Here is a 14,861-nt window from a genome sequence, read left to right as displayed (position 1 = left end):
TTTTTAATAAATGAGTCTCTCAAATTTATTTCTTCGTTTCAGTAAGTGCCCTCAAACTTGCATTCTCATTTGCGATAAATTTTGCATAATCTGCGCCTGATTGATAGACCACAGACTGTCCATATTTGGTTAATAATCTTTCTGCAACAGTCTTATCCGTTAGAATTTTTTTGAGCGCATTCTCAAGGCGCCGTTTAATTGGCTCGGGAATATCAGCGGGGCCAGCTAGTGAATAATATGAATTTTGTGAAAATTTAACTAATCCTGTTTCCGTAAGAGTTGGAACATTTGGCAACGCAGACCATCTTTTAGGTCCCGTACTTATCAGCATTCGTAATTTTCCAGCCTTTACATGCGCCATAGTGGCGGCTCCAGAAGCATTAATTACCTGAATTTGATCGCCTAGTAATGCAAGTACTGACTCATTGTCTCCCTTGTATGGAATGAAGTTCCAGCTAAACCCAAGATCGTTGCCCAGCCTCTCCATTGTTAGTTGATTTGTAGTGCCAGCCCCCAATGTCCCATAAGATAATTTATTGGGATTCTTTCTGGCGTACTCAACTAATTCACTTAAAGTTTTCCATGGAGCATCTGCATTGACAAAGATCCCGTAGTCATATGGCCCAACTACCGCCAAATGTGAAAACGACTTCAAAGGATCATAAGTGACCGTCTGAAGCAGGGGAATAGTTGTTAATGTGGGCATATTGACTGTTCCAATCGTATATCCATCCGGTTTAGCCAAAGCTAAACTTGACACACCAACAACTCCACCAGCCCCAGGCTTATTCATCACAACCACTGTTTGCGCTAGTTCTTTTGATAACTCATCAGCCAAATCCCTGGCAACAGAATCCGTTGTTGTACCCGTCGGGAACTGAACAATCATTTGTATGGACTTGTTTGGCCATTCTTGCGCTTGACATATACCTACAAGATTTAAAGTGGTCAATAAAAAAAATAATTTAAGTAATTTCATACTATCTCCTTGAAGATTCCATTTTTTAATTGGAGTTGTAAGGCACCCTTGTCCCATTTCAATTGGAACTCTTTAACTCCATCAGATTTGACCTCTACGCTAACGTACAAGTTTTTTAAAGCCCCGTAAACATCTTTAATTTGCTTCATTAAGAGGCCGGCTTTACGGGGGTTGTGTCGCCTATCAAATAACCCATGTCTTAAAAAATAGCCGCGATCAATATCAACAAATGTATCTAATCGAATGTGTATTTGTGGGTTCATTAACGAAGCAAAGCATGCTTCAGCGACCCGCAGAGAAATTGCATCATCATCGTTATTATTTAAGGATGATTTATTAGGTAATAAACAAATGTTTGCAACGATTTGCATATCGCTTGAGCTTTGTAGAGCTCCTAAATGTGCAATGGCATCTAAAACACTGTCTCCATATGGCACTCTAACCACAATACCATCTAGATCACGCCCCGAATGAATATATTTTGGAGCTTGAAAATGTTCAGATAGATCGCTTACAAAATATCCGCTAGCCATTGTGTGATCAAATGGTCCGGCAGATCCAGAATGAGGCTGTGGAATATAAATTGGTGAGAAATAAACTGGAATGTCTAGTGAAGCTACTTTTAGATTGACCAATTTTTCATCAGGCTTAACTGAGATCATCTCAAATGCGTGAATTGAGTTAGATATCTCCGAAAGTCTTTCTCTTACTAGATTACTGAAAGTAGATACAGTAAATACTGTGAATCGTATACCTAAATGGCTAAGAAATTTTACCCTTTCCCAAACCTGATCATCACTAATGTCAGATACTGGAATTCTGATGTGCTCAATTCCGCAGTCCCATAAATTTAATATTGAATAATCATTTCTAACCTTTTTTCTAGTGAAGGCATCTAAGGGTGGGTTATATGGAAGCCTTAATACTTCGCACCACTCATGACACATATCCACAGAAATATTCATTGGCTTTGAATTTTCCGGTCTAAACTCCATCTGATTAGATATCTCTGATGCATCAATCAACTCAGTCGATCCATTAGTGCGGGCAAATCTACTTATATGGCCGTCTTCATATATATCAACAATAAAGAATCCAAACTTTCCTACATCATTTCTGCCAAACTCTTGAGCCGGATTTACTCTAAAAATTTCCGCATAGTCTTGACGAAAGTTTGTTGATGAGGGTAGAGCGTAAGAAAGCGTACTAAAAATTTGATTTAAAAAAAATGTATGTACGTGGCCAGCAAAAATTGCTTCAACTTTATATTTTTCAATATAATGTAATAGCCTTGCCCTAGGTTCTTGCTCAATATTGTCGTAATTATTTTCTTCATTTCTGTCTGCAATGAATGGTGGATAGTGAGAAAATAAAAAAATTCTTTTATCTGAATTGAGGCTCAAAGTCTTCTCAAACCATTTCCATTGCAAATCCTCAGATTCTGAGTCTGAGCCAAATAAGCAAGAATTTAAAATGATGAAGCAAACCCCATCCCTCTCAAATGTCTGCCACTGTTCCCCAAAGAAGCTCTCATAAACCTTACAGCTTTCCTGCGTAATAGTTGCTGCAGGATTACCAGCTAAATATTTGTCCCCAATATCGTGATTTCCGGGTGTTATGTAAAAAGGGTGATTTAATTTTTGATATAAATTATTTGCATATTCTGCTGCGCCTTTGTATGAACTTGTGTAAGGCAATGGATGTACAACATCTCCTAAATGCACTGTAAATGCAGGCTTGAGTATATTTACAGCCCTGACAACTACTTCGTTCCTAGGATTTGCTAAGTGGTTGGTCTGCCATGGAGAGGTATTACCCTCATCTACTGGATTCAAATGCGAATCTGCTATCAATGCAAACCTAAATAAATGTCTTCCTTTTGCCCCTTTTTTCATATCGATTCAATTCAAAATAGTTGTATTCAATTCAATTTAAATATACAATACAACTATAACAAATAATTTATAGGTCAAGCGAATTGCACAATAAACAAATTGATAATTTTGAACTTCTGCCAAAGGCGACGCTGGAAGAACATCCACAGTTTGCTTCAACCCTTGGTAATGGTCTTGATGTACTACAGTGCTTTACCGTTGCGTCCTTAACACTCAGCAATAAGGAAATAGCTGAAAAATTGGGTCTAGCAAAGCCAACCATATCTCGATTAACTTTTACCCTTGTTGCCATGGGATTTTTATGCAGAGATAAAGCAACCGGTAGATACTCTTTAGGGGCTGGAGTATTAACACTTGGGTACCCTTTATTAATACAACTTAATATTAGAGAAATTGCAGCTCACGATATGATTGAGCTATCAAAAATAGTAAAGGGTCCAGTTTCTCTAGGCATCAGAGATCGCCTACAAGTTGTTTATATTGAAACTACCTATAACCGCTATCGTAGTAATGCACATCCTGATATCGGATCTGCTAGGCCTTTACTTAGTACGGCTATTGGACGTGCTCTGCTGTATACAAATACGAAATCAGAGCTTGAGCTCATTTTGGATAAGTTACATATTGATAAAGTAGATGAGTGGCAAAAATTTCATGAAAAACTGAGCAAGTCATTTGAAGAAATCCAAAAAAAAGGTTTTTGCACAAGTTATGGTGAATGGCGACCTAATTTATATGGAATAGCAGTGCCATTTAAAAATAAAATAAATGGTCAAAATTTAGCCATGAATATCACCGTTCCAGCACACCAGGCCGATAAAAAACAAATAGAAAATGACTTTGGTCCTAGGCTGGTTGACATAGTTCAAAATCTTCAGAGTAAAGTTGGCAGTTAGAAGTGCTGGGCGGAATCGAAGCGCCGATACAAGGATTTTTAAAATTTGTGGTTGCTGTAATGTCTATATTTTTTAATGGCTTACAGCGTAAAAATGGCACTGCGTAATAAACTATGTAATGCATAAGTGCTGTTTAAAAGATAAATCCTCATCTAGCTCAACACTCAATAAGCATTATTTGACAAAATTCATGCCATCATGCAATAAGGCAGCACGAATATAGGAGAATGTCATGGGCGCAGTTATAGATCACCAAGTTATTAAATCCATTGGAGCGAGTGGGCAAATCTCGCTTGGAAAGGAATATGCAGGACGTCAGGTTCTAGTTGAAATCCCAGGGCCTGGAGTTTGGGTGATTCGCACCGCTACTGTCATTCCAGATAATGAAAAGTGGATGCATACGCCAGCCCTTAAAAAGGATTTATCTGCTGCTTTAGCTTGGGCACAAAAAGCACCTGCTAAAGCAAGCAACCTTTCTAAATTAAAAATGGCTAAAGCGCATGGCACGAAACGTAAAGCCTGAGCCATTAGTCGAATTTGATCTTAATAGTCCTGTTTTTCGATCTGCCTGGGGTGATTTAGAGCTAGCTGAGCAAGAAAAGGCATTAGCTACTTTTGAAAAGCTCACACAGCCAACCTGGAACCAAGTCTATCGAGATAAGGGCTTGAAATGGGAAAAGATTCACAGCATTGCAGCCCCTAAGAATATTGAAGCACTCTACTCGTTTCGTGTCAGCAAATCTATTCGAGGGATCGGTTTTAGAGAAAATCACTTTTTAAGAGTCTTATTGATAGAGCCAGATCATGATGCCGCTTATGGGAAAAAATAATTAGGTTGAACGGCAACTGTAAACTATGTGGTCGGTACCGGATGTAAACCATGTGTCCGGTACGGACCGTGAAAATTTGGCCTGCCCAGCACGATTCGAACGTGCGACCTACGCCTTAGAAGCTTTAAAAATGAGGTAAAACAACTAGTTAAACAATGGTTTTAAGGTGTTTAGATCAGGTGTTCAGTAGGCACCGAGAGCCTTGGGGTTGGGTGAAATGTGATGGATCCGACTTGGAATTGGCAGGCGGTCGGATGGACAGATATCAAATTTGTCAGGTTGACCGACAAAATAGATTGAAGGTCATAGACAAAAGATGCCTCTCTAGCTAGTCATAGCGTTCAACTAGGATGACAGGTTGGTAAAAAATAAAACTACTCCGCAGAGTAGCTTGAGTTGTTAAAACTAAAGATTACTTCTTTTACTGCAGCTGCTGTGTGTCTGTTCGAGACAATCAGGGTTAGGAGTTGTTGAACTAGGATTTTTAACCTATCTTTATAATCTGCAAAAGCTAATCATCGTTTTTAATACACCATAAGTTGAAGGGGGTAAATATGAGTAAAGTATTTTCTGAAGTATTTGCCACTTACTCATTTTTTCGATCTTTAATAATCTGTCTTGTACTCGCTCTACTACTTCTTTCCTGTAGTGGGGGTGGTGATAGTCAATCACAAAATAATGCTCCTAATGAGGCAAAGTATATTTCAGCCTCATGGGTCATTATTGGCACTGATTCAATTGGGGGTAATCAAGCAATCGCCCGAGTTGCAACCAGCTATATTTCACCTACCGGGGAGGCGGTATGCCCCAATATCACTATCGATGGTTTTATTAGTCAAATGACTATGCGTGTTGTTGCGGGACTGATGCCGTTGAGATCAACTGATTACCAGCCTTCCGTCGCAGCAAATTTTCCAGTGTCTGTATGCGAAACAGTGCTCCCTCTAACAGCAAAAGTTGCAAGCATCGCTGGACAATCCATACCGCTCCCAAAAAAATCTCCTGATCGTGTATTGTTATTTGGCGACACGGGTTGTCGTATGGATACGACAACATTACAAAATTGCGATGATCCGTCCAGTTGGCCATTTTCTAACTTAGCAAAAATTGGCGCTCAATTAGCGCCGGACTTAGTAATACACATGGGCGACTATCAGTACCGCGAAGTTCCATGCTCTTCATCAGGCGGGTGCCCAACGGATGTTAACAGTCCATGGGGTTATGGTTGGGATACATGGCAAGCAGATTTTTTTACTCCCGCTGCACCATTATTAGAAAAAGCTCCTTTTGTGCTGGTGCGTGGTGATCATGAGATATGCACTCGGGGAGGTCAAGGATGGTTTCGATTTTTAGATCCTAACTCATACACTCAACTACGTTCGTGTAATAACGCAAGTAATGACACTATCGCAAACTATTCTTCTACTTATGCAGTGGACTTAGGACGTGGATCAAGACTTGTGGTGTACGACTCTTCTGATGTTTCTACTGGCTCCACCGTATCAGATCCAAACAATAATTATTATCAGCAATTTATGCAGGCATTCTCACTGGCGAGCAATCCGATTTATACCAATACTATCTTTATAAATCATCACCCTATCTTGGCCTATAATATTCCGAAGTCAAAGTCCGTACCGCCAGGTAACGTAACTTTACAAGGTGTTATGAATAGTGTGATGGGTTATTTATATCCATCTGCAGCAGTAAATAGCTATTATCCAAGTTCGATTAGCATGGCATTTCATGCGCACGTGCATAGCATGCAAGCAATTAATTTTTCTAACACTGGTACAACTTATCCAGCGACCATTGTTTCTGGCGGAGGTGGTAATGAGTTAGCAGATGCCTTTCCTACTACTTCTCCTCCTTTTTATACTAAAGATACTGTCGCGCCTGGGCTAAATCCAAGCAATATGATTTGGAATAATAATTTTGGCTTTGCATTATTAGAGCGAATTGGGGAGAGTGCTTTTTGGAAATACACCTTGTACGATAAAACGGGTAATGTATTTGCCGTTTGTACCCAATCAGGCCGACAGTTAAACTGCTCCAACTAAACCGCTAGGTTTAATTATCCCAAAATTGTTTTATCTGACAGATCCCCACGCCTTGTTAAGCTGAACCCTACGCTACTCAAGCGCGACCATGATTGGCTCAATAGATCACAATTAACCAAGGTAATTCCAATTATTTATTGATTTTTGGCCTGCCCAGCACGATTCGAACGTGCGACCTACGCCTTAGAAGGGCGTTGCTCTATCCAGCTGAGCTATGGGCAGATGGAAACACGAACTGCTGGACTAAAGAATCATGGTCGGGGCGAAAGGATTCGAACCTTCGACCCTCTGCTCCCAAAGCAGATGCGCTACCAGGCTGCGCTACGCCCCGACAAGCTAGCTATTTTACATGGGCTACGCAATTTCACCGTAAAGTTGAAGCTAGAAGGTCTAATTTAGGAGCATTGGGCAATTTTTCAGTGATTTTGGCTGCAATTTGGCTGTGCGTAAATTCTGCCAAGCCTTTACGGTCTAAGCCTGTTGGGGCTATTGGCAAGAACTCAAGCGTAACCAATAAGGGTCTCGCTTGCAAAATCTTAAAGATAGACTCTATTAACCCCATTTCACCAATAAAAGCAGTTGCACTTGAGGGCTGAGGCCCATTCGATGCATCCCTAAAATACCGTATCACCACCATCGAAACAGGTGCATTACCCAGCACAGCCGCCTCGAATAAACTGGTTTTGAAGGATAAAACTACAGTGCCGTCAGTAGAAGTGCCCTCAGGAAATATACAAATACTTTCCTGCTGAAGAATCGGCAGCATATCCTGCGCTACTTTTCGACCATGAAATGCGCTATCTCTGCGAACGAATAAAGTACCCAATTGAATTGCCATCCAGCCAAAAAGTGGCCACCTAGCAACTTCTGACTTAGCAACAAAACGCATGGGTTGAAATGCCAATATCGCTTGTATGTCAACCCAGGAAATATGATTAGCAACTAATAAACAAGGCTCTTTTGGAAAAAAGTCTGCGTTAACTAAATGCAAGCGTATGCCTAGTAAAGTTAGCAACTGAAGCGCCCAATTTTGAATCTGCTGCTCTTTCGCCTTGCTACTAAGAAAAGGAAATAGAAAACAGAGAGTCAGCATGCCGCGAATAATATGCCAAGTAATTCTACTTAAGGTAAAGATGATTGAAAATGAAAATGAATTAGCCATTCAGCAATCATAAATTTCAAACAAGTCATAAAAATGACACGAAACTGTCATGCTACTTACATAACTCGGTGGCCTAATGAACTTCCATGCAGCACTACAGAGCTATTTGGATTTCAGATGTGCACCTCGGAACATCAGGGTGCCAAGCAGACTACCTTCTCGATTTTCTGAAGCACAACGAAGCAGATACATTTTATTTGGTCGGCGATATTATCGATGGTTGGCGCTTAAAAAAATCATTTTATTGGCCACAATCACATAATGATGTCGTACAAAAATTACTACGCAAAGCCCGTAAAGGTACTGAAGTAATTTACATCCCTGGCAACCATGATGAAAGTGCCCGCCAATTTTTTGGTCTCTCATTTGGAGACGTCAAGGTAGTAGAAGAATGCATTCACGTGACAGCCGATGGGAAAAAACTGTGGATTACTCATGGCGATCTCTTTGACGGAGTAATGCAATACGCCAAGTGGCTGGCGTACGTTGGCGATAGCCTTTATACCCTCATTCTTCACATGAACCGTTACTTCAATCACATTCGCATGAAGATGGGTTTGCAATACTGGTCTTTATCGCAGTATTTAAAGCACCAAGTAAAAAATGCCGTTAGTTTTATTGCCGACTATGAACATATGATGGCCCGCGAAGCGCGCATGCGCAATTGCGATGGGGTCGTTTGTGGACATATTCATAAAGCCGAAATTCGGCACATAGATGGACTACTTTATTGCAATGATGGCGACTGGGTTGAAAGCCTTACTGCTCTAGTTGAGACCAACACCGGTGAATTAAAAATTATTCATTGGCCGCAAATTAAAGGCGACCCAGTACTTTCACTCGATCCACCATTAGAACCAATATCAACCCTTCCAAATGAGGTATTCGCATGAGAATCATGATCATTACAGATGCATGGGAACCACAAGTAAACGGCGTAGTGCGCACCTTAAAGCAAACTCGGTCTGAACTTATTGCCATGGGGCATCAGGTCGATATGATTACTCCCCAAGAATTTAAAACCATCCCCTGCCCTACTTACCCCGACATTTCTTTATCCTTATTTCCAGGTAAAAAATTAGCTGAACGAATTAAGGAATTTTCACCTGATGCTATGCATATTGCTACTGAAGGCCCATTAGGTCTGGCAGCCCGCGCCTACGGGGTACGTAATCATTTACCCTTTTCTACAGCCTATCACACGCGTTTTCCTGAATATGTTCAAGCGCGCACAAAAATTCCGGTGGGCATCACCTATCGTTTTTTAAGGTGGTTTCACAAACCTTCTATGGCTGTAATGGCGCCAACGATAGTGGTTAAAAATGATCTTGAAAAGTATGGTTTTGCTAATGTAGTTTTATGGTCGCGCGGTGTTGACCTCAATATTTTTAAAATGCAACCCTCTAAAGTGCTCAATTCAGCCCACCCAATTTATCTTTATGTCGGACGAGTTGCTATTGAAAAAAATATAAATGCCTTTTTAGAAATCAATCTGCCAGGCTCAAAATGGATTGTCGGCGATGGGCCTGCATTAGCAGGTATTAAGCAAAAATATCCTGAAATTCATTATTTAGGTGTACTTGATCAAGTTGAGCTTGCTCAAGTTTATGCTGCCGCCGATGTCTTTGTATTTCCCAGCAAAACAGATACTTTTGGTCTAGTTTTGCTCGAAGCAATGGCATGCGGTTTGCCAGTAGCAGCTTACCCAGTAACTGGCCCAATTGATGTGCTTGGTAAATCGAATGCTGGCGTAATGCATGAAGATTTAAAAGAAGCCTGCCTACAGGCCCTTAAAATTCCTCGGGAGCGCGCTCGTGAACATGCAGAAAAATTCTCCTGGCGTGCCGCAACTGAACAATTTGCAAGTCATCTTCAGCCCGTTCCAAATCCCGACTTACATCAAACCGCTTTAGCGTGAATATCCCCAATTGAAAATGCCATATCACATCAATCAAAACCCTCATAAGGGTAATCGGGGTATTTCCCGTGCTTGGCATGCAGCTAAAAATTCTTGGTGCGGCGTTGTTTATGCATTTCAGGAGGAAAGTGCATTTCGACAAGAACTTACCTTGCTAATTATCCTTACCCCAATTGCACTTTTAATTCCCGCTACCCATCTTGAAAAAGCACTAATGGTCGGATCTTTGCTGATGGTGCTAACGGTTGAGCTATTAAATTCTAGCGTTGAGGCTGCAATTGACCGTATTTCATTTGAGCATCATGATCTTTCTAAAAGAGCTAAGGATTTTGGCTCGGCGGCAGTCATGCTGACACTATTATTCGCCTTATTAATTTGGCTTACGATAATTATTCCGATTTTTATTAATTAATTTCGACTAAATATTGAAAGATTTTTCTTATGAAAGAAGTTCCAAATCCATTTATTCATTTAGATAGTCTAATTGTTTTCGATAAAGCAAGGTGGGGGAAAAAATTAAAGCCCCTAAAAAAGATCTTTTCTAAAAAGATTGCAAAAAAACTATTTGGTAAGAAGTTTGCTCTTAAATCGCGAGCATCTCTATTAGCTCAAGTTGAAATCCTTGAGCCCAATATAAAATCAGTAAAATCAAAAAAGCCTACGCTACAAATTTCATGGGCCATCAACTCACAAGAAATAGGTGAGGCCCAGCGCTTACGTTATTCAGTATTTGCTGAGGAGATGGGTGCGCAATTGTCTCCTAATAGCACGGGTCTAGATATCGATGAGTTCGATGCGTATTGCGAGCACCTACTGATACGCGATCAAGAAAGCCTTCAGGTGGTTGGTACTTACCGTGTTTTACCGCCCCATAAAGCACAGGAAATCGGACGCCTTTATTCCGACTCCGAATTTGATCTCACTCGGTTGAATCATTTACGCCCTAAATTAGTTGAGGTAGGACGTTCTTGTGTACATGCTGATTACCGCTCTGGCGCAGTCATTATGGCTTTGTGGAGCGGTCTAGCCCAATACATGCAATTACATCAATATGAAATTATGTTGGGCTGTGCCAGCATCCCAATGGCGGATGGCGGTCATTTTGCTGCGAGCTTATTCAATTCATTAAAAAATGAACAGATGGCGCCAATTGAAAATCATGCATTTCCTCATGTTCCGCTACCTTTAGAGCGATTAAATGGCGGCTTAGAGGTCGAACCGCCACCGCTAATTAAAGGCTACTTAAAGCTAGGCGCCAAAATTTGTAGTGCCCCGGCTTGGGACCCTCAATTCAATACCGCAGATGTGCTCACCATTTTGCGCCTTAATGAAATTAACCCACGTTATGCAAAGCACTTCTTTGGCAGCTAAGAATAGTTGACTTTTACTTGGCTAGTTTTTATTTCAATTTAATTCGATAACTACGGCCAATACGCTCCCATTCTAAAGCTTCTTTTTTTAAACTAAATTCAGTTAAAGGATGGTCATTAGCCCAAGCTTTGGGTAAGCTCACAACAAATCCATCATCTTCGAGTGAAACTTTAACAGCCGGTAAATCGGCATCGATTCGTCCCCGACTTAACACGTGAGCCAAGCGCAAACTAAAGAGCATGCGCCAATCTAAAAAACCCTCACTAGTCGCTAATTTTCCTAGCTTACCCGTATGACCCAATAGTAAGGTTGCTAGGCGCGCTTGATCTTTTTTCGAAAAGCCAGGCATGTCGGCATTACCCGCAATATATGCAGAGTGCCGATGGTAGCCGTTATGCGAAATCGATAAACCAATTTCATGTAAATTAGCAGTCCACTCTATTAGCGCCAAATTATCACTGCGATTTTCTAGGTTCGGCTTGGGTAACTGCTCTAAAAAATCGGTAGCCAATTTACCAACTCGCTGTGCCTGGTTTCGATCAACAGTATAGCGCTGCATAAATTGCTCAACGGTTACAAAGCGCATATCGTGATGCTGAGCACGACCTAGTAAATCATAGAGTACCCCGATGCGTAAGGAGCCGTCGGTTACTTCCATCGAATCAATTCCTAGCTCATTAAATACTGCCAACATAATCGACAGCCCGCCAAGTAAAACTAAACGCCGATCATCTTTAAGACCAAGTAATTCAACTTCACCAACATTATCAAATTGGAGTAAAAGCTTTTTAAGTTGTTTTAAGCCTTCTCGTGTAATTAAGCCTTCAGGGTGGTTAACTTTGTCATTTAAATTATTTTCTATAATTAAGTCGGCTAAAGCTCTAGCGGTGCCGGAAGAGCCAACTGCCTGTCGCCAGCCTGCTTTTAAAAAGGCACCTGAGATCACCTGAATTTCACGTTGAGCGGCTAATTCAGCTTCCTTAAAAGCGTGCGCATCAATTGCCCCCTTAGGGAAAAATTGCATGCTATGCGATACACAGCCAATATAAAGACTTTCTAAAAGTTGCGGGTCATAACCCGCGCCAATAATAAATTCGGTTGAACCACCCCCAATATCTACCACCAAGCGATTGCCCTGCACAGCTGAAGCTTCATGTGAGGCGCCAATATAAATTAAGCGCGCCTCCTCAACCCCAGCAATCACTTCAATTGGAAACCCTAAAGCCTGCTCCGCATCAGCAATGAAGTTTGCTGAATTACGTGCCACCCGTAAAGTGTTGGTTGCAACTGCCCTGACTTTGCTGGGATCAAAGCCGCGCAAGCGCTCACCAAATCGATGAATTGCATTGAGGCCCCGCTGGTAAGCATCGTGACCTAATAATTTATTTTCGGTTAAACCCGCGGCTAATTTTACAGATTCACGCAAGGTATCAATTGGGCGTAATTGGGTGCCAGAGGAGGTATTAATTGGCTGAGCCACCAACATACGAAAGCTATTTGAGCCTAAATCAACTGCAGCGATTAGATTAGAGCCCAGCGGGGTAGAAATATTAGGGGAAGTGGGCAAAAGAGCTAAACCAGTGAAAAATAAGAGATAAGCTTATATTATGAAATAAAAGTGACACATTAATGAAATATAACCAAAAAATATGGTGACCCCCCTTCTCAACCGTGAAATCGGTATTCTGGAATTCAATTCACGGGTCTTATCACAGGCTGAAGACCCCCAAAACCCATTACTTGAGCGCTTGCGCTTTTTAAGCATTGTTTCTAATAATTTAGATGAGTTTTTTGAAGTGCGGGTTTCGGGGCTTAAAGAACAGCTATTAAGCCAGCCCCTTAAACTTGAGCCAGATGGCCTAACGATTCAAGATTGCTACCAACGGGTGGCTGAATATTCCCATCACTTGGTCGCCCGCCAATATGAGATTTATCAAAAAATCATTATTCCCCAATTGGCAACCGCTGGTATCCGTTTCTTAAGGGGCGAAGATTGGACAGTGCAGCAACGTCGTTGGGCCAACGATTTTTTTCGTGCAGAAATACTACCTCTCCTAACTCCAATTGCTCTCGATCCCGCGCATCCTTTTCCACGTGTTGGGAATAAAAGTTTAAATTTTATTGTGTCTTTAACTGGTAAAGATGCCTTTGGTCGTGATGCCAACTTAGCCGTAGTTCAGGCGCCGCGTGCTTTACCTCGAGTTATTCAAATTCCTAAGCGAATTTCTGATTGTGATTATTCTTTTGTCTTGCTTTCTGCTTTGGTGCAATCCTTTGTAGCTGAACTTTTTCCAGGCTTAACTATTTTACAAGCTCATGCCTTTCGAGTAACACGAAATTCAGAATTATTTGTCTCAGATGATGAGGCTACTGATTTACGCGAAGCCTTGCAAGGCGAACTGCCAACCCGCCATTTGGGGGATGCAGTACGGCTGGAAGTATCAGCAGATACCCCGAGCGAATTATTAGAATTCCTGCGCCTATCCACTCAATTAGAAGTAACAGATTGTTACCGCGTTAATGGGCCCGTTAATTTAGTACGACTCTCGCAAATACCCGATTTCATCGAGCGGCCGAATTTAAAATTTCCGATTTATCAAGCTGCCGTATTAAAAGCTATTCCTGATGAGTCGCTCTTTCATAAAATTCATCAGGGTGATATTTTGTTACATCATCCTTACGAGAGTTTTGAGCCGGTTTTGCAATTACTGCGGGAAGCTGCCCAAGACCCAGATGTCTTAGCCATTAAACAAACGGTTTACCGCACAGGTGATGAATCACCCGTAATGGAGGCGCTGATGGAAGCGGCTCGCAATGGTAAAGAAGTTACTGTAGTGCTCGAGCTCTTAGCGCGCTTTGATGAGCAAACCAATATTAATTGGGCATCTAAACTGGAATCCGTGGGCGCGCACGTAGTTTACGGCGTGGTGGGTCATAAATGCCACGCTAAAATGTTGTTAATCGTGCGCCGCGAAATCATACCCAGTATCAATTCTAGTTCGAGTAAAGCGGCACCAAAATATATCTTACAACGCTACGTTCATTTGGGCACCGGTAACTACCATCCCCGCACGGCAAAACTGTACACTGACTTTGGTCTGATGACCTGCAATCCCGATATGACAAGCGATGCTCATCAACTTTTTCAGCAGTTAACGGGCACTGGCTTGCAATCCAAAACCAAGGAACTGCTTGAGGCCCCATTTACTCTCTTAAGCGAACTGATTAAACTGATACGCACTGAAGCACGTGCTGCACGGGATGGAAAAAAAGCCCTGATCATAGCAAAAATGAATGCCCTATTAGAGCCCACTATCATTGAAGAGTTGTATAAGGCCTCTCAAGCGGGTGTCAAAATTGAACTTATTGTTCGGGGTGTGTGCGCCCTTAAGCCAGGTGTAAAAGGTTTATCCGACAATATTCAAGTACGGTCGATTATTGGCAGATTTTTAGAACATCATCGCATTTATTATTTTTATCATAGCGGTAATGAATTAGTCTATTTATCTAGTGCTGATTGGATGGAGCGTAATCTTTTACGCCGCGTTGAGGTGGCATTTCCAATTAAAGATGCTTTTTTAAAACAAAAAGTCATTCAAGAAGGCTTAAAAGTTCTACTTTCTGATAATGCCTCTGCGTGGCAAATGAACTCCGACGGCAGTTACCAACAACTGCATGCCAAGGCCAAGCAAAAACCCATTATTGGCCAAAATGTCCTGATGGCTCAATTTTCCAATTCCTAGTTTGTCA

The 14,861-nt window shown here is 41.4% G+C and carries 13 protein-coding genes and 2 tRNA genes; 9 read left to right on the top strand and 6 right to left on the bottom strand.

The window, feature by feature from the left end; translation table 11 throughout:
- Positions 1-25: 25 nt before the first annotated feature.
- The gene (locus tag LZT21_RS05625; protein ID WP_233924051.1) at positions 26-979 is read right to left on the bottom strand and encodes a tripartite tricarboxylate transporter substrate binding protein; all 954 of its coding nucleotides are present in this window, start codon (positions 977-979) and stop codon (positions 26-28) included.
- Positions 976-2,874 carry a metallophosphoesterase gene (locus LZT21_RS05620; RefSeq protein ID WP_233989760.1) on the bottom strand — a complete coding sequence of 633 codons (1,899 nt, stop codon included), beginning with the start codon at positions 2,872-2,874 and terminating at the stop codon, positions 976-978. Before LZT21_RS05620 ends, LZT21_RS05625 begins: the two co-directional genes overlap by 4 nt.
- Positions 2,875-2,957: 83 nt before the next feature.
- Between LZT21_RS05620 and LZT21_RS05615 the strand changes: the two genes are divergently transcribed.
- From LZT21_RS05615 to LZT21_RS05600, 4 genes are all read left to right on the top strand, one after another.
- Positions 2,958-3,770, top strand: coding sequence for an IclR family transcriptional regulator (locus LZT21_RS05615; protein ID WP_233989758.1), 813 nt, complete (start codon positions 2,958-2,960; stop codon positions 3,768-3,770).
- 232 nt (positions 3,771-4,002) lie between these two features.
- Positions 4,003-4,293, top strand: coding sequence for a hypothetical protein (locus LZT21_RS05610; protein ID WP_233989756.1), 291 nt, complete (start codon positions 4,003-4,005; stop codon positions 4,291-4,293).
- On the top strand, positions 4,271-4,600 hold the full coding sequence (locus LZT21_RS05605; RefSeq protein WP_233989754.1) for a hypothetical protein: 330 nt from the start codon (positions 4,271-4,273) through the stop codon (positions 4,598-4,600). The genes LZT21_RS05610 and LZT21_RS05605 overlap by 23 nt, the downstream gene beginning before the upstream one ends.
- 539 nt (positions 4,601-5,139) lie before the next feature.
- On the top strand, positions 5,140-6,660 hold the full coding sequence (locus LZT21_RS05600; protein WP_233989752.1) for a metallophosphoesterase: 1,521 nt from the start codon (positions 5,140-5,142) through the stop codon (positions 6,658-6,660).
- 145 nt (positions 6,661-6,805) lie between these two features.
- On the opposite strand, the gene LZT21_RS05595 is transcribed toward LZT21_RS05600, so the two are convergent.
- The 3 genes from LZT21_RS05595 to LZT21_RS05585 form a co-directional block, all read right to left on the bottom strand.
- A tRNA-Arg gene (locus LZT21_RS05595) sits at positions 6,806-6,882 on the bottom strand.
- Between the two features lie 32 nt (positions 6,883-6,914).
- Positions 6,915-6,991 (bottom strand) — tRNA-Pro (locus tag LZT21_RS05590).
- Between the two features lie 33 nt (positions 6,992-7,024).
- Positions 7,025-7,822 (bottom strand): 1-acyl-sn-glycerol-3-phosphate acyltransferase, encoded by a 798-nt coding sequence (locus tag LZT21_RS05585; protein ID WP_233989750.1) that lies wholly within the window; start codon positions 7,820-7,822, stop codon positions 7,025-7,027.
- A gap of 86 nt (positions 7,823-7,908) precedes the next feature.
- On the opposite strand from LZT21_RS05585, the gene LZT21_RS05580 reads away from it, so the two are divergent.
- Genes LZT21_RS05580 through LZT21_RS05565 form a run of 4 tightly spaced genes read left to right on the top strand, consistent with a single transcriptional unit; the run spans position 7,909 to position 11,111 of the window.
- Positions 7,909-8,715 (top strand): UDP-2,3-diacylglucosamine diphosphatase, encoded by an 807-nt coding sequence (locus LZT21_RS05580; RefSeq protein ID WP_233989748.1) that lies wholly within the window; start codon positions 7,909-7,911, stop codon positions 8,713-8,715.
- Positions 8,712-9,740, top strand: coding sequence for a glycosyltransferase family 1 protein (locus LZT21_RS05575; RefSeq protein WP_233924041.1), 1,029 nt, complete (start codon positions 8,712-8,714; stop codon positions 9,738-9,740). The genes LZT21_RS05580 and LZT21_RS05575 overlap by 4 nt, the downstream gene beginning before the upstream one ends.
- Positions 9,741-9,756: 16 nt before the next feature.
- Positions 9,757-10,152, top strand: a complete 396-nt coding sequence (locus tag LZT21_RS05570) for a diacylglycerol kinase (protein ID WP_233924040.1) — start codon at positions 9,757-9,759, stop codon at positions 10,150-10,152.
- 29 nt (positions 10,153-10,181) lie between these two features.
- Complete coding sequence (locus tag LZT21_RS05565; protein ID WP_233936387.1) at positions 10,182-11,111, top strand: GNAT family N-acetyltransferase; 930 nt, start codon at positions 10,182-10,184, stop codon at positions 11,109-11,111.
- Between the two features lie 28 nt (positions 11,112-11,139).
- Here the strand turns inward: LZT21_RS05565 and LZT21_RS05560 are convergent, their stop codons facing one another.
- Positions 11,140-12,597 carry a Ppx/GppA phosphatase family protein gene (locus tag LZT21_RS05560; RefSeq protein WP_233936446.1) on the bottom strand — a complete coding sequence of 486 codons (1,458 nt, stop codon included), beginning with the start codon at positions 12,595-12,597 and terminating at the stop codon, positions 11,140-11,142.
- A gap of 163 nt (positions 12,598-12,760) precedes the next feature.
- Here LZT21_RS05560 and ppk1 point away from each other — a divergent pair, with 163 nt between their 5' ends.
- Positions 12,761-14,854 (top strand): polyphosphate kinase 1, encoded by a 2,094-nt coding sequence (ppk1, locus tag LZT21_RS05555; RefSeq protein WP_233989746.1) that lies wholly within the window; start codon positions 12,761-12,763, stop codon positions 14,852-14,854.
- Positions 14,855-14,861 lie beyond the last annotated feature (7 nt).

The organism is Polynucleobacter sp. IMCC 30228, from assembly GCF_021395205.1.
GTDB lineage: Bacteria > Pseudomonadota > Gammaproteobacteria > Burkholderiales > Burkholderiaceae > Polynucleobacter.
Note: the sequence above shows the minus strand (reverse complement) of the source record. Positions and strands in the feature narration are given on the sequence as shown.

Excerpts from the sequence above, each read along its gene's own strand:
- LZT21_RS05625 (WP_233924051.1), bottom strand. The coding sequence starts at position 979 with ATGAAATTACTTAAATTATTTTTTTTATTGACCACTTTAAATCTTGTA.
- LZT21_RS05620 (WP_233989760.1), bottom strand. The coding sequence starts at position 2,874 with ATGAAAAAAGGGGCAAAAGGAAGACATTTATTTAGGTTTGCATTGATA.
- LZT21_RS05610 (WP_233989756.1), top strand. The coding sequence starts at position 4,003 with ATGGGCGCAGTTATAGATCACCAAGTTATTAAATCCATTGGAGCGAGT.
- LZT21_RS05605 (WP_233989754.1), top strand. The coding sequence starts at position 4,271 with ATGGCACGAAACGTAAAGCCTGAGCCATTAGTCGAATTTGATCTTAAT.
- LZT21_RS05585 (WP_233989750.1), bottom strand. The coding sequence starts at position 7,822 with ATGGCTAATTCATTTTCATTTTCAATCATCTTTACCTTAAGTAGAATT.
- LZT21_RS05580 (WP_233989748.1), top strand. The coding sequence starts at position 7,909 with ATGCAGCACTACAGAGCTATTTGGATTTCAGATGTGCACCTCGGAACA.
- LZT21_RS05575 (WP_233924041.1), top strand. The coding sequence starts at position 8,712 with ATGAGAATCATGATCATTACAGATGCATGGGAACCACAAGTAAACGGC.
- LZT21_RS05570 (WP_233924040.1), top strand. The coding sequence starts at position 9,757 with ATGCCATATCACATCAATCAAAACCCTCATAAGGGTAATCGGGGTATT.
- LZT21_RS05565 (WP_233936387.1), top strand. The coding sequence starts at position 10,182 with ATGAAAGAAGTTCCAAATCCATTTATTCATTTAGATAGTCTAATTGTT.
- LZT21_RS05560 (WP_233936446.1), bottom strand. The coding sequence starts at position 12,597 with ATGTTGGTGGCTCAGCCAATTAATACCTCCTCTGGCACCCAATTACGC.
- ppk1 (WP_233989746.1), top strand. The coding sequence starts at position 12,761 with ATGGTGACCCCCCTTCTCAACCGTGAAATCGGTATTCTGGAATTCAAT.